A 25,159-nucleotide genomic window follows, 5' to 3' on the forward strand; every position below is an offset into this window, starting at 1 on the left:
CTAGTACGTATCGTCTCGGCGGCATTATTTTCGCGACAAGTTCTTTTCGCGTACGACGTCCTTCGCGTTTTTGTCGGTCCGCAGCCCGAGATAGACCGGCTGGCGCAGCTCGCCCTTGCTGGTCCACTCCGCGAACTTCACTTCTGCGACCAACGTGGGACGCACCCAGGTCGTGACCTGCTCGTCCTTCACCTTGGCAGGAAAGGGCGACTTGGCCGTCTTGAGCCTCACGAGTTTGCCGTGAAGCCTTCCAGAGCCTGGTGGCTGAAGCCGGTGCCGACGTGGCCTATGTACCGCCATGCATCGTCTTCGCGTACCGCTAGCACGAGAGCGCCGAAGAAGGGCCGGGTTCTCCTCGGCGCCGTGAAGCCGGCTATCACAACCTCCTGCCGCTGCGCGGTCTTCACCTTCAGCCAGTCGGCGGTCCGGCGTCCGGACGCGTACGGGCTATCGGCACGCTTGGCCATGATGCCTTCGAGATGTCTCAGCTCGGCTTCTGCGAAGAACTTCGTTCCTTTACCTTTGCGGTGGCTGCTGAAAGCGATCAGCTTGTGGCGCGGCAAGATGGCCTTTAGCCGCTTCTTGCGCTCGATGAGCGGCAGCGCACGCAGATCCTCGCCGTCTACGAACATGAGATCGAAAACGCAGTACAAAAGCTTAGCTTCGTGGCGCAGGGCGTTTTGAAGCAACTGGAAATGGGATACGCCGTCCTTTCCGATCGCAACCAGCTCGCCATCGATGACAGCGTCCGCCTTCACGCCTTCAAGTGCTTTCGCGACCTCCACATAGGAGTGGCTGATGATTTTCCCGTTGCGGCTGTAGAGGGAGACTCGACCGCCCCGGATTTCCGCGACCATGCGAAAACCATCGAATTTATCCTCGAAGACCCAATTGGGATCGTCGAACGGTGAATCGGTCAGGGTGGCCAGCATCGGCTGCAGGCGAAGAGGCAGTGTTGATTTTCGAGCCATGGCCGGGCGGCGGGACGAGAGATGGGGAGGAACGAGTGGAATGTATCGTGAGTTCCGGCGACACTTAAAGAAGATGGCCGAGCCCAGGTGCTAAAGCTCCGGGTGCAACGTCACCGGGTGCGCTGCCCGCGCTCTGAGCGGCCGTTGTGACAATTCTGCTCGCCAATTCGAAGCTGTACTTGCAGCGAAGCTTAACATTCCTGAATCCACAAGCCGGCAACACCGGTTAGGATGGGACTTTCCCTCTTGGGGCACCTCATGTTGGACCCGGCAACCACCGCGCTCTTGCGCGCGGTCCTCGATGAAGTCTGCGAAAGCGTCTCGAAGCGCGAGATCGGCGCTCGTACCCACGTCGCCTCGAAGATCCTGGAGGCTGCTACCGGGGGCGAGATTTCTCCGGAGGCTCTCAAGCAGGTCGGTCGCGATGCCCTCTCACACGCGCCCACGATGTGGCCCTGATCGGGAGGAGCGGGCGTGAACTTCCAGGTGACAGTCCTCAAGATCCTGGTGGCATATCCGGATGGGTTTGCCGTGATGGAGGACCTCAAGAGGGACATGGCTATCCTGGCGACCAGCGGACGCGATTGGGCGGATCGGACCAGACGCCTCGCGGCGCGGGTTCCGGATCTTGACATCTGGTCACAAGGGCTGGTCGAACGCACCAGCGGCGGTTGGAAGATCACGTCCAAAGGACGGGCGGCGCTTGAGTTCATGGAAGCCCGCCCTGCTGCACCCGAGCCGAGCCAGGCGTCGGTGGTCGAGGAGACTACAGCTGCAATGGAGGTCGCGACGGACGTTCCTCCTCTGCGGCAGCCCGCCGATCGTGCCAAGCGTCGCCGCGAGCGCCGGGAGCGTCGCCGTGAGGCCCGTGAACGAGCGAGGGCGAATGCCTCTTGAGGGGAGGGGCGAGCCAAAGAAAAAGCCGCCAGCGAAGCTGGGCGGCTTGATAGTCCCGGACCGTCGATTGCCTCCCCAGCCCCAAGCGTACCGCCGTTACCTTGTTTGCGGCCATGCCAGCCCGATCTACCGAGCCCTTTTCCATTCGGCCATCGATCGGCCGAGTTGTGCACGGGCTCTTACAGCCCCGGCAAGGGCTGAAACGAGGTGGTCGGAAGGCGCACCCGCGCGGTGTCGCCGGCCGCTACCGCTCCACCGGCCCGAACCACTCCCAGCACCCCGCATTTGAATGGAGGCCTCGTTTCCGCCGCCGACAGCAGGTGCCTTTTCAGGCCGGCTCGGAAACGGTCGATCAGGACACAGGGCGTCCGGAGGCCGGTCAACTCGATGATCGCCGTGGGCCCAAGCTCGATCAGCGTCGCGAGCGGCATCAGTTCGAGGTCCAGTCCAGCCGTGGTGATGTTCTCACCGAGGTCTCCCGCTGCAACTGCGAAGCCAGCTTCCCGGAGGTGCGCAAATCGCTCCGATGCGATCAGGTGGACCTGCCGCAAATTGGGAAGCCGGGGCCGACGACGGGCGAGGTATCGGTGCCTGACAAACGGACCGGCGTGGGCGTCACCTTCGACACCATGGCCTTCCACCAGAACGATCTGATCCCGTGGCGGCTTGCTGAAGTGGTGCCCGCGATCGGCAGCCACCGAAATAACCCTTCCTTTAAGCGAAAGGTCGAGCGCGTGCGACATCAGGCAGCGCGGGCGAGCGAGCGCCGCTTCTGGCGGAGGTAGCGCGTGATCTCAGGAAGCGTCATCGCATTCAGGATACGGTCGGCGGGGACTCCACCCTTGCGGGCCATCTCGACGCCCCAGTGCATGTGGTCGAGCTCGGCAATCGAGTGCGCGTCCGGATTGATGCTCAGCATGCAGCCGAATTCGAGGGCCGCCTGGTGCCAACGCCAGTCCAGGTCGAGGCGCCATGGATGTGCGTTGATCTCAACGACGACGTCGTGCTTCGCACAGGCCCGAAGTACCTTCTCGACGTCGATTTCGTAGCCGGGCCGTCGCTGGAGCTGTCGCCCGGTCATGTGGCCGATGATGGTCGTGTGAGGATCGGAAATGGCCCGAAGCAGGCGCTGCGTCTGCGCCTTGCGGTCAAGCTTGAAACGGCCGTGAATGCTGGCGACGACGAAGTCGAAACCTTCAAGCACCTTTTCATCGTAGTCGAGCGACCCGTTAGCCAGAATGTCCGACTCAATTCCCTTGAGTATCCGAAAGTCCTTACCGAAGCGCTTGTTCAGGCGGTCGGCTTCCCGGTGCTGCTGCACGATCTCTTCGAGGGAGAGACCGCCGGCGTAATGGGCGGACTTGGAATGGTCGGCGACCCCAAAATACTCGAAGCCGCGCTGACGGGTCGCCTTCGCCATGGTCTCTAGGGTCTCTGTCCCATCGGAAGCATCGGTGTGGCAGTGCAGGATTCCGCGCAAGTCCTTGTCGGTCACAAGCTTCGGCAACTTGCCCTTCAAGGCCAGCTCGACCTCGCCGCGGCCTTCCCTTAGCTCGGGATCGATGAAGGGCAGCCCGAGAGCCTGGTAGATGTCAGCCTCCTCGCTGGCAATCAGTGCGCGGCCCTTGTGCAGGCCGTGAGCGTCCAACCGCATGCCCTTCTCGGCGGCCAAGGCTTGGAGCTGCTCGATGTGAGCGGCGGAGCCGGTGGCGAAGAGAAGGGCGGCGCCGAAATGTTTGCGGTCGGACACCCGGACTTGCAGTCCTTCGGACGATGGCATCGCTGTCTCGTCCGACTTGGCAGCCTCCGCAACGATTGTGAGGTCGGCGACGAGTTCGCAGCCTCGACGGAAATCGCCGGCAATCGTCACGCGCTTCAGTTCTGGCCGGGACTTCCGGATGGATTCCTTTCGCGTGCGCGAGCAGGGTGACGGCGCGGTGCAGGTGGAGGCGGCCTTCTCCGCTTTTGGCCATCGCCAGGTTCTGCAGGATCTTGGTCTGCAGCGCGGCACCGAGTCCTTTCGCCTTCTTGATGCGGTCGTCCTTGGCGGCGGCCTCCAATTCCGCGAGCGAGGTGATGCCGAGATCCTGATAGAGCCGCAGCACCTTCTCCGGCCGCAAACCGGGTACCGCGAGCATCTCGAGCACGCCCTCGGGAATCTCCTTCCGCAGCTTTTCGAGACTGGGATGACTGCCCGTCTTGTGAAGCTTGGTGATGATGTCGGCGATCGCATCCCCGACGCCCGGGATTCTGTGAGCTGATCTTCGGCGATGAGCACGTCCAGAGCAACGGGGAGGGCCGCTAAGCTGTCGGCGGCCCGAGAGTAGGCTTTCGCCCGGTAGGGGTTGCCGCCTCGCAAGGCGGTGCGCTGCGCGTACTCTCGCAGGAGACTTGCCACACCGCGAGCGTCGAGCACTGGCATTCAGCGAACCTCCCGGTCCGCGCTTTGCGTCGCCGTTGGAGTAGAGCGAACGCCAGAGCGGCCGCTTGACCGGCGATCGAACGAACCCTCGAGCTTCTGGGCGGCGCGGAAGTCGTCCAGGTGCTGGATATTGGAACCGTAAGCGGCCTCCTTCTTGAGGAGATTGTATATCCGACCGGCCACTAGCTGCAGATGCTTCAGCCGGCCCTGCGGCATAGATCTCGCTTTGCAGAGAGCGCGAACGGCGTAGGCCCGAAAGTAATCGAATGCGTCTGACATGATAGGTAAACGCCCGCCATGGACCGGAGTTCGATGCGGCAGGATTGGCTTTTTCGGCGCTGCTCGAAAGCTTGCGAGGTGCGAGGTCTGGGAACTCCTCGCTGCCTTCGAAGTTGCGAGACTCGTTGAGTAAGGTAGGTAAACTGCCCGCCGCCGGCCCCAACCCGGCGGCGGTTTTTTGTGAGTGGCGTAGCGTGGCAAAGCGTACAAGAGCGGCGCCTCCGGCCGAGAAGCCAGAAGCTCCTCAGATGCCGGGGTTCATCAGCCCCCAACTCGCGAGCCTGAAGGTGAAGGCACCTTCGGGATCAAGATGGATTCACGAAATCAAATACGACGGGTACCGCATCCAGCTCCGAATCGATGGCGACGATCGCCGGGCCTACACCCGCAACGGCTACAATTGGGTCAGCAAGTTTTCGAAGATTGCTGCCGCCTTCGATATCGAGGGGCAGGCCATCGTCGACGGCGAAGTCGTCGTCATCCATGACGGCCGCACCAACTTTTCCGAGCTGCAGGCAGACCTCGGCAGAGGCGACCAGGACCGCCTGATCTTCTTCGCGTTCGATCTGCTGTGGCTCGACGGCAAGGATTTGCGCAAGGAGCCGCAGCTCGAGCGGAAGAGGCTGCTCAAAGAACTGATCGAGGAGCACAGGCTCGAGGAGCCCATCTTTTTTAGTGAACACCATGAAGGGGACGGGCAGGCTCTGTTCGTCGCCGCCAGCAAGTTGAACTATGAGGGCATCATCTCAAAGCGCGTGGATGCGCCATACCGATCGGAGCGGGTCGAAGCCTGGCAGAAGATCAAAGTCGTCCAGAAAGGGAAGTTTCCCGTGGTCGGCTTCATCAAGGACCCATCCGGCGTCGCCGCGCTCTATCTGGGCAAGAAGGAAGGCAGTGATCTCGTTTATATGGGTAAGGTCGGCACAGGGTGGAGCCGGACCACCTCGGCGCAGATCCGCAAGGCGCTCGATACCGTCGTCAGCCCCAAGCAGAAGTTGACCAAGACCATCAGAAAACCGAAGGCCACCTGGGTCGAACCCAAGTTCTATGCCGACATCGAGTACCGCGACATTACCTCCGAAGGACTCCTGCGGGCCAGTCGTTCAAGGGACTGAGCAAAGGAACGCGCCGTTCATAGCCGCGTTTGCCTCAGAGTATCTGGAGTACCGGTCATGGACCCGGAACAGCGAGTTGCGAAGGCGTTGGAAGACGCTCAGGGCATCCTGGCCCGGTATGTCGAGCCTGGCCCCAGAGATTGCGTGCAAACCATAAACCAGCTGCTGGATGTGCTCGACGACGAGGCCGTCGTGCAGGCGCTCAAGGATTCGAAGATGGGAAAACCAACTGCAGAACAACTCGCCGAGCTCAAAAGGCTCAGCGCGATCGCACGGGTGCCGGATGAATCGGAGATCGTTACCTCGAAGGAAGAGGCCGAGACCCGAATCCGCGACCTGAAAGACAAGGCTCGGATGGAATGATGCCTGAGAAGCCCACGAATGGCGTGGAGCCCCAACGCTCCGAGGACAACATTCAGCGCGATCAGCTGGGTCCGCGCGGCGTACCCGGCAAGGAAAGTCCGGCGAGGATGACACCTCAGCGGGAGAAGAAGACGCCTAAGGACGTCGATCCCGGACATCCGGCATGAACTTGATGGACACGTTAGATCCCGATATGCCGCGTCGCCGAGATCCCCAGCCCACTACAATAAGCTAAGGCGAAGTCGCGGCGCGGATTAAGGCGGTGGGTACGCCGTGTCGCGGGCCTGCAGCCGGCACGACGGTCATTCTGACAACCAAGAATTCTGTAATGATCTCGACGAGCTAAAAAGCTATGAAATGTCAGAATGGGCGTTGAGATGGCGAGCGAAATTCGAAGACTTCCAATCTGAGTATCGCCGAAAGCCATCCGTTCGCGAGCAGCTTCACACTGCCGAGCTCAGCCTTGAGCGACGCCATCACAGCAGCCTTTGACCGGCGAGGGGGTTTTCCAACCTCGCGCATGTCTTCGTCGTGCAGATCAATCAGATCGCCAAATGTGCGAACGTTGCGCACCGCGCGTGGTTTAGACGATCCATTGCGGTCAATGTTGCGCTCCATCTCGAGCGCCCATTCTTCGCCGTCCTTGCGCCGCCGGAAAGTCTCGGCCACATAGCGGTTCTTGCGGCGGACTTGAACGCGCCAGTTTCCCGATCCCAATTGAGTGAAGGTCGCCACGCGTGTGCACTCCGGCTTTCGTGTGCACTATGTGTGCACCGAGAGGTCAAAACGGGTACAAACGTGTGCAATTTCGGCTAGTTTGGAGTGCACACGTTCGTGCTTCATCCCATTGAGAGGATAGGATAAACGATTGAAATATCAAGACTATCGCTTTTCCGTGGCACCCATGATGGACCGGACTGGCTGATCTCGGACCCCGTTGCACGATACTTGATGATGCGCGGCCAAGTTGGATGGGCGAGATATTTTGACCGCAGATTGCGCCAGCAGGCAACAGCTCCTGTGCGATTGCCATCAGGCGTTCGGCAATTTTGAAAGTCGCGGGTTCAGCGCTGTTGTCGCGCATTTACTGTTCGTCAAGCGCGCTCTGCTGGCGACACGTTTCAGTCCGTGTCCGAGGCGCTCGGCTACGAGTCGGTGAGCGCGTTCATCACCATGTTCAAGAAGGCGCTTGGCAAATCGCCGGCGCGCTACTTCTCCGAGCGCGAGGCCGGCCAGACTGGCCCGGGGGAGACCTGCCGCGAGACGAACTGCAAGCTTCGCCGGATGCCTGAGGTGCGGGACGCGCTCAATGGACTTTCGAAACGCGGATGGCTGGAGTTAGAGCGCTTCGTTTCGGACGATCTCGATGCCGAAGCCTGACAGTCCCTTGAAGTGATGCGTCGACGACGTGAGGTGACGGATGGAGCTGATCTTGAGATCCCGCAGGATCTGGGCGCCGACGCCGATCTCGCGCCATTGCCGATTACGGTCGTCTTCGCGCGAACTGATCAGGCCTAGCGGCGCAGGCGGAACGCCCGCCGCGCCGTCGCGCAGATAGACGAGCACGCCGCTGCCATTATCCTTGAAGCGTTGCAGAATGACGTTCATCTTGGCATGTTCCTGACCCGAGAACAAATCGCGCAGGATGTTGGGTTTGTAGAAACGCGTGAGGACATTGGTGCCGTCGCCCAGTTCTCCGTAGATATAGGCGACGTGATGAATGGGGTCGAACGGCGAGCGATACGAATAGCCCTGGAGCGGGCCGATCGAGCTCTCCGCCGTGACGCTCGAGACGCGCTCGATCAGCGTCTCGCGGGCCTGCCGGAAGCTGATGAGGTCTGCGATCGTGACCTGTTTCAGCTTGTGCTTGTCGGCGAACGCCGCGACTTGCGGACCCTTCATCACCGAGCCATCGTCGTTCATCAGTTCGCTGATGACACCGACCGGCTCGAGACCTGCCAGTCTGCACAGGTCGACGGCGGCCTCGGTGTGACCCGAGCGCATGAGTACGCCCCCTTCTTTTGCGATCAGCGGGAAAACGTGTCCCGGCCGGCAAAAATCGCCGGCGCCAGCGTTGGGGTTGGCGAGTGCACGGCAGCACGAGGCCCGTTCTTCGGCCGAGATGCCCGTACCGTTATCCGGCCGGTAGTCCACTGACACGGTGAACGCCGTGGTGCGAGCCGAGTCGTTGTTGACAACCATCGGGTCAAGCCGCAGGCGTCTCGCGTCTTCGAGGGTAATCGGAGCGCAGACGATTCCCGATGTATGGCGAATGATGAAGGCCATCTTCTCAGCCGTACACCGCGAGGCGGCAACGACGAGGTCCCCTTCGCCCTCGCGATCGTCGTCGTCGGTGACCACGACGATTTCGCCGTCGGCGAGCGCCTGCAGGGCCGCTTCGATCGATCCCGTCATCTCGGTCGCTCTGCTCGCTGGAACCGACGGGTGCTCGCGTTGGGCCGTGTGCGGATTGTCAGGCTCGCAGCGCCGCTCGAGCACTCTGCCGATCTTAACTTCACCATTATTGCCAACTGGCCGGAGCCCATGGCGGGGCGCCTCATAGCCTTTCCACGCTGTAGCTGGGACGATTGGTGTCGAGCCCGATCGGCGCATCGGACAGCAAAGGACCGGTTGGGTCGTATCGGGGTCTTGGTGAGCGCTCCAGAGGGCGCGAGGGGGCGGCGCAAGCCTTGACGGTGACCGGCCGATTGGCGTCGATCGGCAGCACGGTCTTGTGCGAAATGCGCTTGAGGGCCAGATTTGATCGAATGCTGCTGACGCCGGGAATGCGGGATAGTTTGTTGACAATCAGGTCTTCGAGATCTTCGATGTCGGCCGCCATGACGCGGAGCATGTAGTCGCTCTCACCGGTCATGAGATAGCATTCCATTACCTGGGCCAGCCGGTCGATGGATCGGGTGAAATTCTCGAGGGACGTCTGGACCTGCTTTTCCAGCTTGATCTGGATGAAAGCCGTTACACCAATGCCGAGCACGGCGGGATCGAGAAGGGCGATCCGTCGATCGATCACGCCGAGTTTTTCGAGTGTTCTGACGCGTGCCAGACACGGCGACGGCGAGAGATTGACGCGTGATGCGAGCTCGACATTGGTCAAGCTCGCATTCTGCTGGAGCTCGTTGAGGATCTTGATATCTATTCTGTCGAGAGAGGTTGTCGACATCGCGTATCTCCCAAGTATGGCAGTCTTCTGCGGCGCGTATCACCGTCGTTTGCGGGGTGATGACAATCGCGTGGTAAAAGCTAACCGCAATTGCGCTTGTGGGATTTCGACAAATCGTCGATTTGTATCGAAAAACCATCAACCTTCGCATTGTGCATTGCGATCAGGAGGTTAGTTGCCTACTTCCGATACATTTTTTGCCTATGCGATATGCAGGCCGACGTTGATCCACGGATTCGGTCAAGATGTAATGCCCGCCGCTCCATCGATTGGCTCCCCATGTCACTTGACGGGACGTGCAGCAGAGTTCGATGTCGAGAGCTGCCCTGTTTCGTACAACCGCCTGTCGTCGCGTGTGGCCCCCGGTCCCACGCCGCTGACCACGCCGCGGGCGTTGCGCGAGACAAAAGGTTCGGCAGCAACGACGCCCACCCTCGTCAACCAGAAAATGGCAAAGATCGGCCGGATGCAGAGTTGGATCTAGCGACTCGACAAGTCGTTACAGCATAAAATGCTGATGAAGCTTCTGTGACAGGCGTTGTTCAAGCAGTAATGCTGCGAGGCTCGGGCGACTATCCAACCACGATCGCACTTGGGTAGCGACGGTTTGGATGTCGAGCGTGAAACTGAAGCAAGTCTATTTGACAGCGAACGATCCTGGACGCTTGGCCGAGTTCTACGAAGGCCTGGGTCTGAAGGTGCGCTTCGCTGATCACGGCAAGTGGATCCAGTTCGTGAGCGATGCGGCTGCGTTCTGCGTCGCCGGACCGACGGAGTCGGTCTCGGACCAGCTGCAAGATGCCGTTCTTGTCTTCGATGTCGATGACCTCGATGCCGCCATGGAGCGTGCCGCAGCCATGGGGGCGCAAGTCGGCGCGGTCCGGGACATGGAAAGTCACGGCCGTGCGGTGAAGGTGCGGGATCCGGGCGGCAACGTCATCCAGTTCTATCAAGCAGCCGGATAGCTCAGACGTTCACCGGGGCGGCGCTGCATGCCCGGAACCACAACCAGACAAAGAGGGCGCATCCATCCCATGAATCCAAGGGTCGTAGCCATGCCGTCCGCAACACCGCCGCTGTCCGAAACGAGCCCACTCGACGCCGCAGCATTCCGTGCTGCGATGCGCAGCGTGCCGGGCACCGTGTCGATCGTCACGACAGGCCGGGCGCCGAACCGCCATGGTCTGACACTCACGGCGGGCTGCTCGCTGTCGGCGGCTCCGCCCAGCGTGCTGGTTTGCGTCAATCGATCTGCCGGTGCGCACGACATCATTCTCAGCAGTGGGTCGTTCTGCTGGAATATTCTAGGGGTCGAGCATCGCGATCTGGCGCTCAAGTTTTCCGGGCAGGACGGCAGCAAGGGCGATATCCGCTTCGGTGACGGTTTGTGGTGCGATCTCAAAACCGGAGCACCAAGTCTGGTCGGCGCGGTCTGCAGCTTCGATTGCCGCGTGGTGAATGCTTACAGCGACAGTAGTCACACCATTTTCACCGGAGAGGTGGTGGCTCAGACCACGAGGGCCGGATGTGAGTCGCTCGTCTACATCGACGGATGTTTCGCCGCGCCAAAGGCGGTCTGAAACACAGGACGACGTCAGGCGCCGCTACGTTTCCGCTACAGCCAAGATGGAACCGATCAGCATGCAAGGAAGACGAAGACTTTCTATCGCGCATCCATCGGCGGTCGGTCGCTGATGCTGTCGCTCTGGCTCAATGTCATCGCCGGCGGGGTGCTCATCGGGCTGGTTTACGGGCTCGTCGCGCTCGGTCTCACGATCATCTTCGGCGTCATGCGCGTGGTCAATTTCGCTCATGGCGAGATGGTCGTGTTCGGGATCTACATCGGATACTGGACCGTTCAAATCTGGGACATCCCGATCGTTTTAGCCGCCGCGATCGCCGCGGTCGTCATGTTCGTGTTCGGCTATCTGCTAGAGACGCTCGTCGTGAAGCAGTTCGTTAATCGGCCGCATCACTATCAGTTCATCGTCTTCATCGGCCTCTCACTGCTTTTCAGCGGCGTATTGCTGATGTCGTTCGGTCCGGATCCGCGGCCGACGGCGTCTCAGTTGTCCTTCCAAACCGTGAGCGTGGGATCGCTCACCTTGGATTGGGCCCGCATCCAGGCGGCCGCTACGGCCGGACTGCTGATCGCCGCACTGGGAGCCTATCTGAAGTACTCCGCATTCGGCCGATCGCTGCGGGGCGCCGCCAATAATCGACTGGGCGGACTGGTGGTCGGGCTGAATATCCCTCGGGTCTATGCGGTGACCTTCGGCATCGGAGCCGCCTGCGCTGGCGTCGCCGGCGCATTGATCTCGCCGCTGTTCGATGCGCAGCCCTATCTCGCCGTCGACTTCACGCTGCTGGCCTTCGTGACGGTGATCGTCGGCGGTCTCGGCAGCTTCGGCGGCGCTCTTCTGGGCGGCCTGACGATCGGGGTCGCCGAAGCGATCGCGGCCTTGATGTTCACGCCGTCGATGAAAACAGCACTCCCTTACGCACTTCTGATCATCATCCTGATTTTCCGTCCGAGGGGGTTTTTCGGTGCAAAGGACCTCTGATCAAGCCAGCGACACCAAGCGTTGGGGTGCCGGCGCTCTAGTCTTCGCCGCCCTGGCCGTGGTGGGTGGCATGTCCAACGCCTACGTCATCTCACTTCTGACGATCGTCCTGTTGTTCACCTTCATGGGACAATCGTGGAACCTGATGCTCGGGATCGGCGGGCAGCTATCCATCGGTCACGCGCTGTTCGTTGGAATCGGTGCGTATGCGGTGGCGATCCTGAACATCAAATACGGCGTCACCCCGTGGATCGGTCTGCTGCTGGGCGCGGTGATTGCGGGCTTCGTCGGCGCGGTGCTGGCGTGGCTGAGCTTCCGCTTCGAGGTCCGTGGCATCTATTTCGCGCTGCTCACGATCGCAGCCGCCGAATTCGCCCGGATCATGTTCGGCGGGTGGGACTATGTCGGCGGCATGCAGGGCCTGTTCTATCAGGCGCCGAGTGGCACGATGGACCTCGGGATGCTGCGCGGTGACGCGCGGTTCTACTACTTCGTCGCGCTCGCGCTTGCGGCCATCGGCGTCGCGGGAACGGAGCTGATCTCGCGGTCCTATTGGGGCTATGTCTGGCGGGCGATGCGGGACGACGACGAGGCCGCCCGCGCACTGGGGGTGCGGACGTTTCGCCACAAGGTGCTGGTGGTCTCGATATCGGCCGCGACAGCCGCGGTCGGCGGCGGCGTGCTGGGCTTGGTGCAGGGTGCGATCTTTCCGGATTCGATCATGGGCATGGCGATCTCGGTCGACGTACTGATCGGCCCTGTGGTCGGCGGATTGGGCACTGCGTTCGGCCCGCTGGTCGGCTCGATGGCCGCGATCCCGCTGCATCACGCCATGGGGGCGCTCGGCGACAGCCTGGGGCTCCCCGGACTGAACAGCGTCGCCTACGGGGCGGTGCTGATCCTGGTCGTGTGGTTTCTGCCCGACGGCATCTGGCCGGCGATCGTCCGGCTCTACGAGGCGATCCAGCTGCCGGCGCGCGGCCGGATCTCACAATTGCGGAAGGTCGAGGAATGACCGCGCTGCTCGAAGTGAAGAACTTGACCAAAGCGTTCGTTGGATTGGTCGCGGTCAATGACGTCAGCTTCTCACTGCAGGCAGGCCGCATCACCGCCCTGATCGGGCCGAACGGCGCCGGCAAGACCACCTGCTTCAATCTCGTCGCCGGGGCGCTGAGACCGACCGCCGGGCGGGTGCTGTTCGAGAGGCGTTCGCTCGAGCGCGAGCCGCCCGAAGCGGTGTGCCGCATGGGCATTGCGCGCACCTTCCAGATCGTCCGACCGATGAAAGATATGTCGGTGCTCGAGAATGCCATGGTGGGCGCCTTCAGCTGGACGACGAACGTCAAGGAGGCGCGGGACAAGGCGTATGAGTCGCTCGAAAATGTCGGGCTCGCCGGCAAGGCGAATGCCCGGACGGATCAGTTGACGTTGCCCGATCGCAAGATGCTCGAGATGGCGAAGGCGCTCTCGACTCGCCCCAAGTTGCTGCTGCTCGACGAAGTGATGGCGGGGCTGCGTCCGACCGAAGCGGCCGGCGTCGTCGGCGTGCTGCACCGGCTCGCCGAGGGTGGACTGACGATCCTACTGGTCGAGCACGTGATGCGGATCGTGATGGAAGTGGCGTCGACCGTGGTGGTGCTTCACCACGGCGCCAAGATCGCCGAGGGCAAGCCGTCTGAGGTGGTAGCGGATCCCGCGGTGCTGGAAAGTTATCTGGGAGCCGGCTTCCATGCCTGACGACGCGCTTCTCGAAATCGACGACCTGTGCGTGGCCTATGACGGCTCCAATGCGCTGAACGGCGTGTCGCTCCGCATCGGTAAGGGTGAACTGATCTGCGTGGTCGGCGCCAACGGCGCCGGCAAGACCTCTCTGATCCGATCAATTGCGGGGATCGTTCCGTCGTCGCGCGGTTCCGTCAGGATCAACGGAGTCGAAATCTCGCGGCGACCGCCGTGGGACATATGCGAAATGGGCATCGCTCAGGTCGCCGAGGGCCGCCAGATCTTCAGTGCGCTCTCCGTCGAGGACAATCTGCTGATCGGCGGCTCGCTGAAGCGGGCCAGGCGAGATCTGGCAAATACGCTTGATTCCGTCTATCAGCTGTTCGGGCGACTTCGCGAGCGCCGCGACCAACTCGCCGGCACGCTGTCCGGCGGCGAGCAACAGATGCTGGCGATCGGTCGGGCGATCATGTCGAAGCCAGAAATCGTGATGTTCGACGAGCCGTCGATCGGACTGTCGCCGGCGCTGACCGATGTGATGTTCGGCGTCGTCAAATCCCTCAACGAGCAGGGGATCACGGTCCTTCTCGTCGAGCAGAATGTCGCCAAGTCGCTCGCGCTGAGCAGCCGCGGCTATGTGCTCGAGAACGGCTCCGTGGTGTTGCATGGATCTAGCCGCGATCTGCTCGAGAACCCCGATGTCCAGCGCGCCTATCTGGGATTGTGAGGCGCGCCGTCTCGGCGAGGCGTCGGGCGTTGCGGCTCTCGTCGCGCCGCCGTTCGGTCCACCGCTCCCCGGCTGTTGCAGCCGCCTCTCGCTTGGGTCTCATTGATGAACACTGCCACCTCTCTCCTGATCGAGCGTGATCAAGACCTGGTCACGATCACGATGAACCGGCCGCCGGCCAATGCGCTGAATGCGCAACTCATCGTCGAGTTGCTGGAGGCGATCCGGCGCCTTGCCGACGACGAGAATCCGCCCGGCATCGTGCTCACCGGAAGCGGCGACCGCTTCTTCAGCGCAGGCGGCGACATCAAGGAAGTCGTCGGGATCGACGTCGCGAGGCCGCGCATTCGGTTCTTCCACGAACTCCTCGTGGCGATGGAGAACTATCCGGGCCCGATCGTCTGCGCCGTCCGCGGCTATGCGGTCGGAGGCGCCCTGGAGTTTCTGCTGCATGCGGACTATGTTGTGGCCGATGCGGCGTGCAAGATTGGATTTCCGGAAATCAACCATGGCCTGCTGCCGGTGACCAAAGGCATGCGCCGGGCCGTCGAGAAGCTCGGCGTGCGGGCGGCGCAAGAGCTGCTGTACTGGGGCGAGCTCGTCGGCGCGGAGCGTGCCGTGGCGATCGGCGCCGTGAACGAGATCGTCCCGACCGAGGAGGTCGCATCCCGTGCGCGAGACGTGTGCGGCGTGTTGCGGCAGAAAGACCGCAAGCTGTTCCATGCCATCAAGCGATCGCTCAACCTCACCGCGCAAATGAGCGATCAGGCGCTCGAAAAAATGACCGTGGCCGACCTCGACGCCTATGTCACAGCCGAGAGCTCAACCAACGCGCGTGCGAGATTTTTGTCAAAGAACAGCAAGGGCTGAGCCGATGACGCGCGGATATCCCGATCAGATCTATCTGGAGCAGATGAGCCACGAGGAGGTCGCCGCGGCGCTGGCCGATGGGTGCACGACGGTAGTGATCCCGCTGGGGGCCGTCGAGCAGCATGGGCCGCATTTGTCTTTGGGCATGGATGCGGATCATGCCGATGCTCTGGCCGAGCGGATCGCGCGCAGCCGCGGCAACACGCTGGTGGCGCCGACCATCACGGTCGGCTGCTCGTCTCACCATCTGCGATTCGCGGGTACGATCTCGCTACGGCCGGAGACGCTGGAAGCGATTTGTGTCGATTATTGCACAAGCCTGGCGCGGCACGGCTTCAAGCGTATCCTGATTCACTCGGGTCACATCGGCAATTTTCCGGTGCTGAAGGACATGCTCGGTCGCTTGCGCGAGGCCGTCCCCTCGGATGTCGAGATCCTGGCGTTCTTCGACTCGACGAAATGGATCGACACGTGGCGCGATGCGGTGCGCGAAGCCGGAGGAGACGTGTTGGCCGTCGGCGGCCACGCCGACATCGCCGAGACGTCGCTGATGATGGTCATTAGGCCCGATAGCGTCAGACCGGACCGCTTCGAGGTGGGCCATCTTGGCGGCTTGTCGGAGGCTGATCTCGAACTGATGTGGAAGAACGGCATCCGATCGGTTTCGCAGAACGGCGTGATCGGAAGTCCGATCGGCTCGAGCTACGCCATCGGCGAAGCGTGCCTCGCGGCGGTCGCCGAGTTGCTGATCAAGACCTTCGATAACGGGGCCGGAGCCGCCAGCGCCCGCCGTTGACGGTCAGCCCGTCCGCTGCGTGGCGAAGCTTCCCGGGGCGTCTGCCATGTTGCGAATGCTGACAGCATAAAATTCGGAAAGCGTTACTACGCAACGCGGCTTTCGGGCGAAAATATCGCCACGCCTATGAAACCCTGTGCCATCTCGCAAGCTAAAAGGATTGAGACATGGCACTTACGTTTGGGTTCTGGTCTGAACAGGAAACCCAGGTCGGCCACAGTTACTCGCGCAGGCTTCACGAACTGGTCGACGAAGTCCGTCTGGCCGAGAAGGTCGGCTTCGACTGCGTCGCGCTCTCCGAGCAGCACGTGGCACTGGGCGGGATCTCGAGCTCGGCGCCCGAAGTGGTGTTCGGCTATCTGGCCGCGGTGACGTCGCGCGTCAAGCTGCGCGCGGCGGTGACGCTGATGCCGCAGCGCATCAACCACGCCTTGCGTTCGGCCGAGCGGCTTGCCGTGACCGACATCCTGTCCAACGGCCGCATGGAATTCTACGGCGGCCGCGCCAACACCACCATCGCGATGCGGGCGTTCAACGTCGATCCCAACGAAACGCTGGCGCAGATGGAAGAAGGGCTGGCGCTGCTGAAAACGGCGATGCGCCAGGACATTTTCACGTTTGACGGCAAGTACTACCAGATCCCTCCGCGCCAGCTGGTTCCGAAGCCGCTGCAGAAGCCGCATCCGGTGATCGGGATCGCGGCGACCAGCGAGCGCAGTCATCTCTGGGCGGCCTCGCAGGGCTTCGCCGTGATGAGCAGCAACATCTATCAGGGCTGGGAAGCTCAGCAGAAGCTGATCGACGCCTATCAAAAAAACTGGAAGTGCGACGCGGAGGGACCGCTGCAGCGTCCGCGTATCGGCATTCCGCTGTTCATCGGCATCGGGAAAACGGACGAGCAGGCCAAGGCGGATTATGCCGGCCCGCTAATGCACTATGCCAAGATCTCGACCGATGCCTATCCGCGTCTCGCGGCGATTGCCGACGACTACAAATACATGGGGGAGAGCGTGCCGTCGATGGAGCGCGCCGCCAACGACTGGGACTATCTGGTCAACGAGTCGGCCACGACGGTGTGCGGCAGCCCCGATACGGTCATTCGTCAGATCGAGAAGTTCGAGGCCATGGGTATCGACGAGGTGCTGCTGCACATGGACTCCGTCCCGCACGAAAAGATCATGGAGGCGATCGACATGGTCGGTCGCTACGTCATCCCGCATTTCAACGACGGAAACAACGTCGTGCGGCCGACGGAGGAGATCCTCGGGCAGATCCGGCTGATGCGGACCCAGAAGCAGTAATCGAACGGTGAAATCAATGTCGCAATACGGCTACAAGTACCTGATTGTCGAGCAGCGCGCCACTGGCGTCGCGATCGTCACGATGAACCGCCCGGAGATCCTCAACGCGATCAACTGGGAGATGCACGAGGAGCTCGAAGACGTCTTCGTCAAGCTGGATCACGACAGTTCTGTCAACGCGATCGTTCTCACCGGTGCGGGCCGCGGATTTTGCTCTGGTGGCGATCAGAAGTCGCTGGATAAGGGAACGCTGCCGTCCCCGACGCGCAGCGGACGCCACCTCATCCGCAACATGCTGGAAGTCGAAGTGCCGATCGTCGCGGCCGTCAACGGTGTCGCGGTCGGCCTGGGTGCCACGCTCGCGCTGTTCTGCGACGTGATCTATGCGAGCTCGACAGCCCGTTTCGCCGACACGCACGTCAATGCCGGCGTCGTCGCGGGCGATGGCGGCGCGGTGATCTGGCCGCTGCTGATGGGGCCGGTACGCGCGAAGCACTATCTGATGACCGGCGAATTCATCTCGGCCGAGAAAGCGGCTGCTATCGGCATGATCAACGAGGTGGTCGCAGACGGCAACGTTCTCGATGCCGCGATCGAATACGCCGAACTGCTGGCAAGCGGGCCGAAGGAATCGATCGTGTGGACCAAGTACAGCGTCAACAAGATCATCAAGCAGTACGCCCACCTGCTGCTCGACACCTCTGCGGCGCTGGAGATGTTGACGTTCAAGTCGCCCGAGCGGGCCGAGGCGGTTGCCGCATTCGCGGCCAAGCGCAAGCGTTTCGCGGAGCGCTGAGATGAACGTCGCTGAGATGACATCCGGCGCCCAGTTGGCGGATACGACCGTCGTGCAGCTTTTGGCCGCGCGACTCGCGGAGCGGCCCGACAAGATCGCCTTGCAACAAAAGCGTCACGGCGCCTGGACCGCCATGACGTGGGGCGCCTATGCGCAGCGTGTCGTGAACCTGGCCAGTGCGCTGCGGCGTGCTGGTCTCGAGCGCGGCGATCGGGTCGCGATCATGGGCGATTCGTCCGAGGAATGGCTGATCGCCGACATGGCCACGATGTGCGCCGGCGGCGTCATGGTGGGCGTTTACTTCACCTCGTCACCCGAAGAAGTGGCTTACTGCTTCACGGATTCAGGCGCGAAGTTCGCGTTCGTCGGCGGGGAGCCGCAGCTTCGCATCGTGCTCGCCTCCGGTCGGGCCGAGCAGCTCCGCGGCATCATCGTGCTCGACCCGGGTTGGACCGGCGAGGCCTCGGCGTCGATCAAGTCGCTGGCCGCCTTTGTTGGAGCACCCGATGTCGATGCGCATGACTATCTGCAGAAGGAGAGCGCGACAGCAAAGGCGTCCGATGTCGTCAGCATCGGCTATACGTCCGGGACGACCGGAAACCCCAAAGGCGCCATGCTGACGCACCTTTCCATTCTCGCCGGCGTTCATTGCATCACCCTGTTCGGCCCCAGCATGCGCGAAGAGGAACACCGGGTGGTCGTGCATTTGCCGATGTCGCACACCGTGGCGCGCGGGCAGGCGACCACGTTGCCGCTGATCGCCGACGCAGTTCCATATTTCGGCGAGACGACCGCGGACTTCGCCCAGACGATCAAAGAGGTGAAGCCCACCTACTATATGGCGCCGCCGCGGTTCTACCAGCGCTTTGCGACACAGATCCTCAGCAAGGTGCATCCCGCCGGGGAAGCGGGAGATCAGAACTACACGCTCGCCATGACGATCGCGCGCAGGGCGCTCGAAGACCGTCAGCGCGGCCACGAGGATGCCTTCGTCTCGAAACTGTTCGCGGCCTGCCGCGAGCAAGTGTTCCTGCCGCTGCTCGCGGAGGTCGGTTTCGACGAGCTGAAGGTCGCGTTCACCTCGTCGGCGGCGATGCCGTCCGAGCTGATGTCGCTGTGGCAGCTGTGGGGCTTGCAGCTCAAGGAGTGCTACGGCCAGACCGAACTGGTCGGTGCCAATCTGGTGCAGATGGCGGAGTGGCCGAAGGCCGGCAACGTCGGGGTCCCGCTGCCGGATCCGGCCTGGGAAACCGCCGTGCTCCAGGACGGCGAGATGATCGTCCGTGGACCGGGATTGTTTGCGGGCTATTGGAACAAGCCGGACGAGACGAAAGCGGCGCTTCGCGACGGCTGGCTCTACACCGGCGACATCGTCGAAGTGTCGCCGGAAGGAACCTTCAAGCTGGTCGACCGGAAGAAGGAGATCATCAACACGTCGAACGGCAAATCGATCAGCCCGACTCAGATCGAAAACGAGCTGAGGCACAGTCCGTTCATCTCCGAGGCGGCTGTGATCGGCGAGGGGCGAAAATATCTCACCGCCCTGATCGAAGTGGATGCCACCGCCACAATGGACTGGGCGAAGTCGCGCGACGACAAAATCGCGAGTTACGCCGACCTGGCAGGCTCCGAGATCGTCAACCGGCTGATCGAGGCGGAGATCGGCAAGGCCAACGGAAGGCTGGCGCGAGCCGAGCAGATCAAGGCGTTCCGCATTCTGCCGGAGGAGCTGTCGCTCGAGAACGGCGTGATGACGCCGACGCGGAAGAAGCGTCGCAAGCAGATCAACGAACGCTATCAATCGCTGATCGCGTCGCTCTACGACGAAACCGAGGAAGAGTTGATCAAGGCCGAGATGGGCCTTTGACGTCGGCGGTCGGTCCCAAAACGTACGAAGCTACCAGTCGAGATAAGATTTCACTCCTTCAGCAACAGGACATCGAGATGACCAAGCGAAGCGGAATCACGCGGCGGACGATTGTCGGAAGCGGATTGGGAATTGCGGCAGGAATGGTATCAAGGCCATCGTTTGCGGCGAACACGAAAGTGAAAGTCGGAGCGATCATGCCCAGCAGCGGTGTGCTGGCGTTTCCCGGTCAGGCCTGCGTGCGCGGCATCGATCTCGGCGCCAAATTCGCGCGTGAGAAGTTCGGCCTCGACATCGAGATCGTTCACGCCGATACGCAAAGCCGTCCGGAGAACGGCCGGATTGCCGCCGAGAGCCTGATCCGGCAGGGCTGCACCGTGCTGATCGGCGCGTGGGATTCCGGTGCCACCATTTCGGCGCTGCAGGCCTGCGAGGCCGCCAAGGTGCCGATGGTGGTCCACATCGCGAGCGCCACCCAGGTAACTTCACAGGGCTTCACCCAAGTGTTCCGCTATTACCCCACGTCGCTGACCATCGTGCGGCAATCGTTGACCGAGCTGAAGTCCGTGCTCGGCACGCTGAAGGATCCGCCGAGCAGCGCCGTCGTTCTCCATCTCAACAACACGATGGGGCAGTCGACGGCGGCCAGCATCGATCAGGCGTGGAAGGAAGTGGATGTTCCGCTCAAGATCGCGCAGTACGTTGCCTATGACGAGAAGGCCAAGGATCTGTCGGTGGAAGTTGCCAAGGCGAAAGCGTCGGGTGCCGATGCTTTGATCTCGGTCACGCGCGTCAACGACGCGATCATGATCGCGCGCGAATGCATCAAGCAGGGCTGGGACCCGAAGATGGTGTTTTCGCCCAACTCCAACGGCGTGTCCGACAAGGCGTATCACGACGCGCTCGGAAAGTATGGTGACGGTCCGGTTCTGTCGGCGTTGTGGCTCAATCCCAAGGGCGCCGAGACCGACAAGATCATGAAGATGTTCGCGGCGGACTACCCGAACGACTGGTTCGATGCCAATGCGGGCTGCGCGTTCGAGGCGGTGCAGATCGTCGCAGACGCCGTGACGCGGGCGGCTTCGCCGGAGTCGGCGGCGATTCACGGCGCGCTCAAGAAGACCGAAATGAAGCCGATCCTGATGTACGGCGACAACACCAAGTTCGACGAGACCGGCCAGAACATCCACTGTTCGATGGTGATGCTGCAGGGTTTGAAAGGCAGGCCGCGGGTGGTGGCTCCAAAGGCCATCGCGGAAGCGTCGCTCGAATATCCACTTGCGCCTTACAGCAAACGCTGAGCTCGTCCCGTGCGACCCCGCGAAAGCGTCGTGGGGTCGCGGTCGTCAAATATCGAGGCAGGGACGTGCGAGCTAGGGCAAACTGTCCGAATTTATCAGGCGCGACCGCTCGGCAAGGAAGCGGCGAGGGCTCTGTCCCATCGTCTTCTTGAACATCGTGATGAACGCGCTCGGGGTTTCGTAGCCCAGTTCTAGCGACACGGCCTGGACCGAACTGCCCGCCGTGAGGCGTTGCATGGCGATCAGAATGTGGAGACGCTGGCGCCAGCGCCCGAAGGTCATCCCTGTTTCCTTGGCGATGAAGCGTGCGAACGTGCTCTCGCTCATTGCGTAGCGCGAGGCGACTTCGTCCATCGTGCTGCGGTCGCCCGGATTATTCAACAAGGAAGTGGCGAGGTGTTGAAGACGGGCGTCGGGGGAGATCGGCAGATACATTTCATCCGTCGTCGGCATCTGCACGAGTTCGTCGAGCAAGACCCGGCCGAGACGGCTGGTCGGTCCTTCCAGCGGATAGAGCGGTGGGAACACCGAGAGGCGGTGGATCAATTCGCGCACCAGCGACGTGATCATCAGCGTGCAGCAGGTCCGCGGCAGCATGCTGACCTGTGGATCGATGAACACGGTGTAGAGTTTGCCGAAATCGGCCACGCAATTGCTGTGCTGCACGCCGGCCGGGATCCATACCGCGCCTTGCGGAGGTACGATCCACAAGCCACCAGGCGCCCGGCACATCACCGAGCCATGAGATGCGACGACCAATTGGCCTTTGCGGTGTGAGTGCAGCGGTAGGTCGTCGTTGTCTTTGCTGGTTTCGAGACAGAATGAAGTGACGGGACGATCGAACTGATCCGGATCGACCGGATCATAGTTGATCCGAAGATCGGGGAGATCCATTCGCGCAAAATCCGGATCGAACTCGGTCTCGGGCGGCATTTCAATCCTGTCAATTCGTCAAGTCTGTCATGCCTTGATGCAGATCCTGCTGCTAACCCAGGTTAGCTGTTTTGAAAGCTCAGGTCACTAGTCGCGGCGAGCCGTCGAGTTCGCTGATCCGCGACAAGATGGCCGCTCCTGCGGCGTGAGCGCTGAGCGATGCGGCATGCTGCGCCGCGACCAAGCGTGAGCACCTGTCAGGCGGCCGACGGCTCGATCACTTGCCTGATTAAACCAACAGCAGAGAATGCTGCGATGCGAGCCTCGGCGTCCCGCCGGAACCGGGCAATCCGTCGGAACGCGGCCGTATTCAGCAGCACGTGCCACAGCACCCGATGCTACCAAGTGCGGGCTTCTGGGAGCCCGACGCATGACTGCACACATCGATCCGCCACGCAAGGGCGTCAACGCCGATCAGGACGCGGTCGAAACCGCCGATTGGCTCGCATCGCTCGGATCGCTGCACCACAGGGCCGGTGCCGAGCGGGTGCGATACATCCTGGCTGCGCTCGATCGGCGCGCGAAGGAACTCGGCGTTCTGCCGGACTCTCCGCCGTTCTCGCCCTATCGCAATTCGATTCCGCTCGAGCAGCAGAAGCCCTACCCCGGCGACATCGCGATCGAGACCCGCCTGACGGCGATCATTCGCTGGAACGCGCTCGCGATGGTGGTCCGTGCCAACAAGGCCTATGGGGAACTCGGCGGGCACGTCGCCAGCTACGCCTCGGCCGCGGAGATTTTCGAAGTCGGCTTCAATCATTTCTTTCGCGCATCAAGCTCCGGGTCGGAGGGGGACTTGGTGTATTTCCAGCCGCATTCGTCTCCCGGAGTCTATGCACGAGCGTATCTCGAAGGCCGACTGTCGGACGAAAATCTGAAGCTGTATCGCCAGGAACTGAGCGGCCCCGGTCTGTCGTCCTATCCGCATCCCTGGCTGATGCCGGAGTTTTGGCAGGTGCCGTCGGCATCGATGGGCCTCGGCCCGATCAGCGCGATCTACCAGGCGCGGTTCATGAAGTATCTGCAGCATCGCGGCCTGGTGCAGACGGCTGGTCGCCACGTCTGGGGTGTGTTCGGCGACGGCGAGATGGACGAGCCGGAATCGATCGCCGGGCTCGCCCTGGCGGCGCGGGAAAATCTCGACAACCTCACCTTCGTCGTCAATTGCAACCTACAGCGCCTGGATGGGCCGGTCCGCGGCAACGGGCAGGTGATTCAGGAACTCGAATCCCTCTTCCAGGGCGCCGGCTGGAACGTCATCAAGGTGCTGTGGGGATCGGACTGGGACGATATCTTCGCGCGCGACAGCAGGCATGCGCTGTTGCGCAAATTCGCCGATACCGTCGATGGCAAATATCAGACGCTCGGCGCCAAGGATGGGGCCTACAACCTCGCCAACTTCTTCAGCGAGGACCCCGAGGTCCGGGCGCTGGTTGCGCACATGTCGGACGCGGATATCGATGGCCTGAAACGCGGTGGCCACGACTTCAAGAAGCTGTTCGCGGCCTTTGCCGCCGCTAAGGACATCAAGGGTCGGCCGACCGTCATTCTGGCGAAGACCAAGAAGGGCTACGGCATGGGCGGCGCCGGCGAGTCGCGCATGACGTCGCACCAGGCCAAGAAGCTCGATGTCGACGCGCTGTATGCGTTCCGCGACCGGTTCGCTCTGCCGCTCAGCAACGAGCAGGTCGAGAATCTGGAGTTCTTCACGCCTGCGGAAGACAGCGCGGAAATTCAATATCTGCGCGCCCGTCGCGCTGCGCTCGGCGGCTACATGCCGGTGAGGCGACGCGCTTCGGCGGCGCTGCCGGTGCCGCCGCTGCAATCCTACGCGGAGTTCGCGTTGCGCGGCGACGGCAAGGCGACGTCGACCACGATGGCGATCGTGCGGCTGTTCAACAATTTGCTCAAGGACAAGACGCTCGGCCCGCGCATCGTTCCCATCGTTGCCGACGAAGCCCGCACCTTCGGAATGGCGAACCTGTTCAGGCAGGTGGGCATTTACTCGCCGGCAGGACAGCTCTACGAGCCGGAAGATGCCGGCTCGATGCTGTACTACAAGGAAGCGATCGACGGTCAATTGCTGGAGGAGGGGATCACCGAGGCGGGGGCGATTTCGTCATGGACCGCGGCGGCGACCTCCTACAGCATCCATAACTTCCCGTTGCTGCCGTTCTATATCTACTATTCGATGTTCGGCTTTCAGCGGGTCGGCGATCTGATCTGGGCGGCGGCGGACCAGCGCGCGCGTGGCTTTTTGATCGGGGCGACGGCCGGCCGGACGACGCTCGGCGGCGAAGGCTTGCAGCATCAGGACGGGTCCAGCCATCTGATGGCGGCGACCGTTCCGAACTGCCGGGCCTACGATCCGGCATTCTCCTACGAGGTGGCCGTCATCGTCGATCACGGCATGCGGTCGATGCTCGAGCAGGGCAACGACGAGTTCTATTACCTCACGGCGATGAACGAGAACTATGCGCAGCCCTCGATGCCCGACGATGCACGCGACTGCATCATCAAGGGTCTCTATCGGGTTCTGCCGAGCGCTGACGGGCCGGCGAAGATCAGGCTGGTCGGCTCGGGCGCCATTCTCCCGGAGGCGCTCGCCGCCGCAGCGATGCTGCAAAGCGAATGGAAAGTGGCCTGTGAAGTCTGGTCGGCAACGAGCTTTTCCGAGCTGGCGCGAGAGGCGCGTGAGGTGGAGCGAACTAATCGGCTTTCGCCGCTGTCGACCCCGGTCGAGAGCCACGTCGCACAATGCCTCGGCGGCAAGGTGCCGATCGTCGCGGCTTCGGATTATGTCCGGGCGTATCCGCAACTGATCGCTTCTTACATCGAGGCGCCCTATACGGTGCTGGGCACCGACGGCTTCGGGCGCAGCGATACGCGCGCCGCGCTGAGATCTTTCTTCGAGGTCGATCGCAAGCAGATCGTCGTTGCGGCGCTGTCGGCGCTGGCAAAATCGGGTGACGTGGCGCGTGAGCAGGTCGCCGAAGCCATCGCCAGCTACGAATTGCCGACCGGCGTTGCATCGCCTTGGTCGCGCTGAGAGAG

General features: G+C 62.1%; 22 protein-coding genes and 3 pseudogenes. 18 read left to right on the forward strand and 7 right to left on the reverse strand.

All coding sequences use genetic code 11. From position 1 onward, the window contains the following. Window positions 1-24 precede the first annotated feature (24 nt). Window positions 25-971: pseudogene (gene ligD, locus GGD62_RS13640) on the reverse strand (non-homologous end-joining DNA ligase). A gap of 258 nt (window positions 972-1,229) precedes the next feature. Here ligD (GGD62_RS13640) and GGD62_RS13645 point away from each other — a divergent pair. Continuing rightward, entirely contained in the window at window positions 1,230-1,430 is a 201-nt protein-coding gene (locus GGD62_RS13645) for a hypothetical protein (protein ID WP_183234821.1), read from the forward strand. Window positions 1,431-1,445: 15 nt separating this feature from the next. Beyond that, window positions 1,446-1,868: a hypothetical protein gene (locus GGD62_RS13650; protein WP_007594570.1), complete on the forward strand. Its 423-nt coding sequence runs from the start codon at window positions 1,446-1,448 to the stop codon at window positions 1,866-1,868. A gap of 179 nt (window positions 1,869-2,047) precedes the next feature. Here GGD62_RS13650 and GGD62_RS13655 read toward each other — a convergent pair whose 3' ends face one another. Together GGD62_RS13655 and GGD62_RS13660 are read right to left on the reverse strand one after the other, a co-directional pair. After that, window positions 2,048-2,611 carry an MOSC domain-containing protein gene (locus GGD62_RS13655; protein WP_183234820.1) on the reverse strand — a complete coding sequence of 188 codons (564 nt, stop codon included), beginning with the start codon at window positions 2,609-2,611 and terminating at the stop codon, window positions 2,048-2,050. Next, window positions 2,611-4,290, reverse strand: a pseudogene (locus GGD62_RS13660) (PHP domain-containing protein). Before GGD62_RS13660 ends, GGD62_RS13655 begins: the two are co-directional and overlap by 1 nt. A 527-nt stretch (window positions 4,291-4,817) precedes the next feature. Here GGD62_RS13660 and ligD (GGD62_RS13665) point away from each other — a divergent pair. Together ligD (GGD62_RS13665) and GGD62_RS13670 are read left to right on the forward strand one after the other, a co-directional pair. Further along, window positions 4,818-5,684, forward strand: a complete 867-nt coding sequence (gene ligD, locus GGD62_RS13665; protein WP_183708816.1) for a non-homologous end-joining DNA ligase — start codon at window positions 4,818-4,820, stop codon at window positions 5,682-5,684. 57 nt (window positions 5,685-5,741) lie between these two features. Beyond that, complete coding sequence (locus GGD62_RS13670; protein WP_183234818.1) at window positions 5,742-6,047, forward strand: hypothetical protein; 306 nt, start codon at window positions 5,742-5,744, stop codon at window positions 6,045-6,047. Between the two features lie 360 nt (window positions 6,048-6,407). Here GGD62_RS13670 and GGD62_RS40585 read toward each other — a convergent pair whose 3' ends face one another. Beyond that, window positions 6,408-6,782, reverse strand: a complete 375-nt coding sequence (locus GGD62_RS40585) for a hypothetical protein (RefSeq protein ID WP_210317847.1) — start codon at window positions 6,780-6,782, stop codon at window positions 6,408-6,410. A 369-nt stretch (window positions 6,783-7,151) separates the two neighbouring features. Here GGD62_RS40585 and GGD62_RS13680 point away from each other — a divergent pair. Beyond that, window positions 7,152-7,427, forward strand: a pseudogene (locus GGD62_RS13680) (AraC family transcriptional regulator); the annotation flags it as partial. Here the strand turns inward: GGD62_RS13680 and ribB are convergent. After that, window positions 7,386-8,462 (reverse strand): 3,4-dihydroxy-2-butanone-4-phosphate synthase, encoded by a 1,077-nt coding sequence (gene ribB, locus GGD62_RS13685; RefSeq protein ID WP_183709011.1) that lies wholly within the window; start codon window positions 8,460-8,462, stop codon window positions 7,386-7,388. The pseudogene GGD62_RS13680 and the gene ribB overlap by 42 nt on opposite strands. Before the next feature lie 142 nt (window positions 8,463-8,604). Beyond that, entirely contained in the window at window positions 8,605-9,162 is a 558-nt protein-coding gene (locus GGD62_RS13690; RefSeq protein ID WP_246783209.1) for an Lrp/AsnC family transcriptional regulator, read from the reverse strand. A 677-nt stretch (window positions 9,163-9,839) separates the two neighbouring features. Between GGD62_RS13690 and GGD62_RS13695 the strand changes: the two genes are divergently transcribed. The 12 genes from GGD62_RS13695 (at window position 9,840) to GGD62_RS13750 (ending at window position 21,172) form a co-directional block, all read left to right on the forward strand. Then, on the forward strand, window positions 9,840-10,193 hold the full coding sequence (locus tag GGD62_RS13695; protein ID WP_018316669.1) for a VOC family protein: 354 nt from the start codon (window positions 9,840-9,842) through the stop codon (window positions 10,191-10,193). 90 nt (window positions 10,194-10,283) lie between these two features. Beyond that, on the forward strand, window positions 10,284-10,808 hold the full coding sequence (locus tag GGD62_RS13700; protein WP_018316668.1) for a flavin reductase family protein: 525 nt from the start codon (window positions 10,284-10,286) through the stop codon (window positions 10,806-10,808). Window positions 10,809-10,922: 114 nt separating this feature from the next. Further along, window positions 10,923-11,792: a branched-chain amino acid ABC transporter permease gene (locus GGD62_RS13705; protein ID WP_183708817.1), complete on the forward strand. Its 870-nt coding sequence runs from the start codon at window positions 10,923-10,925 to the stop codon at window positions 11,790-11,792. Between the two features lie 70 nt (window positions 11,793-11,862). Continuing rightward, window positions 11,863-12,807, forward strand: a complete 945-nt coding sequence (locus GGD62_RS13710; RefSeq protein ID WP_061881449.1) for a branched-chain amino acid ABC transporter permease — start codon at window positions 11,863-11,865, stop codon at window positions 12,805-12,807. Beyond that, a complete protein-coding gene (locus GGD62_RS13715) occupies window positions 12,804-13,529 on the forward strand; it encodes an ABC transporter ATP-binding protein (RefSeq protein ID WP_028140599.1) in 726 nt (241 codons plus the stop codon). Before GGD62_RS13710 ends, GGD62_RS13715 begins: the two co-directional genes overlap by 4 nt. Next, complete coding sequence (locus GGD62_RS13720; RefSeq protein ID WP_183708818.1) at window positions 13,522-14,241, forward strand: ABC transporter ATP-binding protein; 720 nt, start codon at window positions 13,522-13,524, stop codon at window positions 14,239-14,241. Before GGD62_RS13715 ends, GGD62_RS13720 begins: the two co-directional genes overlap by 8 nt. A gap of 105 nt (window positions 14,242-14,346) precedes the next feature. Continuing rightward, window positions 14,347-15,111, forward strand: a complete 765-nt coding sequence (locus GGD62_RS13725; RefSeq protein ID WP_092215471.1) for an enoyl-CoA hydratase/isomerase family protein — start codon at window positions 14,347-14,349, stop codon at window positions 15,109-15,111. Between the two features lie 4 nt (window positions 15,112-15,115). Then, window positions 15,116-15,907 (forward strand): creatininase family protein, encoded by a 792-nt coding sequence (locus tag GGD62_RS13730; protein WP_183708819.1) that lies wholly within the window; start codon window positions 15,116-15,118, stop codon window positions 15,905-15,907. A 167-nt stretch (window positions 15,908-16,074) separates the two neighbouring features. After that, entirely contained in the window at window positions 16,075-17,208 is a 1,134-nt protein-coding gene (locus tag GGD62_RS13735; protein ID WP_007594451.1) for an LLM class flavin-dependent oxidoreductase, read from the forward strand. Window positions 17,209-17,224: 16 nt separating this feature from the next. Continuing rightward, window positions 17,225-18,004, forward strand: coding sequence for an enoyl-CoA hydratase/isomerase family protein (locus GGD62_RS13740; RefSeq protein WP_007594449.1), 780 nt, complete (start codon window positions 17,225-17,227; stop codon window positions 18,002-18,004). A gap of 1 nt (window position 18,005) precedes the next feature. Beyond that, the gene (locus GGD62_RS13745) at window positions 18,006-19,871 is read left to right on the forward strand and encodes a long-chain fatty acid--CoA ligase (RefSeq protein ID WP_183234813.1); all 1,866 of its coding nucleotides are present in this window, start codon (window positions 18,006-18,008) and stop codon (window positions 19,869-19,871) included. 77 nt (window positions 19,872-19,948) lie between these two features. Further along, window positions 19,949-21,172 (forward strand): ABC transporter substrate-binding protein, encoded by a 1,224-nt coding sequence (locus GGD62_RS13750; RefSeq protein WP_183234812.1) that lies wholly within the window; start codon window positions 19,949-19,951, stop codon window positions 21,170-21,172. Between the two features lie 72 nt (window positions 21,173-21,244). On the opposite strand, the gene GGD62_RS13755 is transcribed toward GGD62_RS13750, so the two are convergent. After that, window positions 21,245-22,105: a helix-turn-helix domain-containing protein gene (locus GGD62_RS13755; RefSeq protein ID WP_018316658.1), complete on the reverse strand. Its 861-nt coding sequence runs from the start codon at window positions 22,103-22,105 to the stop codon at window positions 21,245-21,247. Window positions 22,106-22,475: 370 nt separating this feature from the next. On the opposite strand from GGD62_RS13755, the gene mdeB reads away from it, so the two are divergent. Beyond that, complete coding sequence (mdeB, locus tag GGD62_RS13760) at window positions 22,476-25,154, forward strand: alpha-ketoglutarate dehydrogenase (protein ID WP_183708820.1); 2,679 nt, start codon at window positions 22,476-22,478, stop codon at window positions 25,152-25,154. Window positions 25,155-25,159 lie beyond the last annotated feature (5 nt).

Origin of the sequence: Bradyrhizobium sp. ERR14 (assembly GCF_014198235.1) — a bacterium.
Lineage (GTDB): Bacteria > Pseudomonadota > Alphaproteobacteria > Rhizobiales > Xanthobacteraceae > Bradyrhizobium.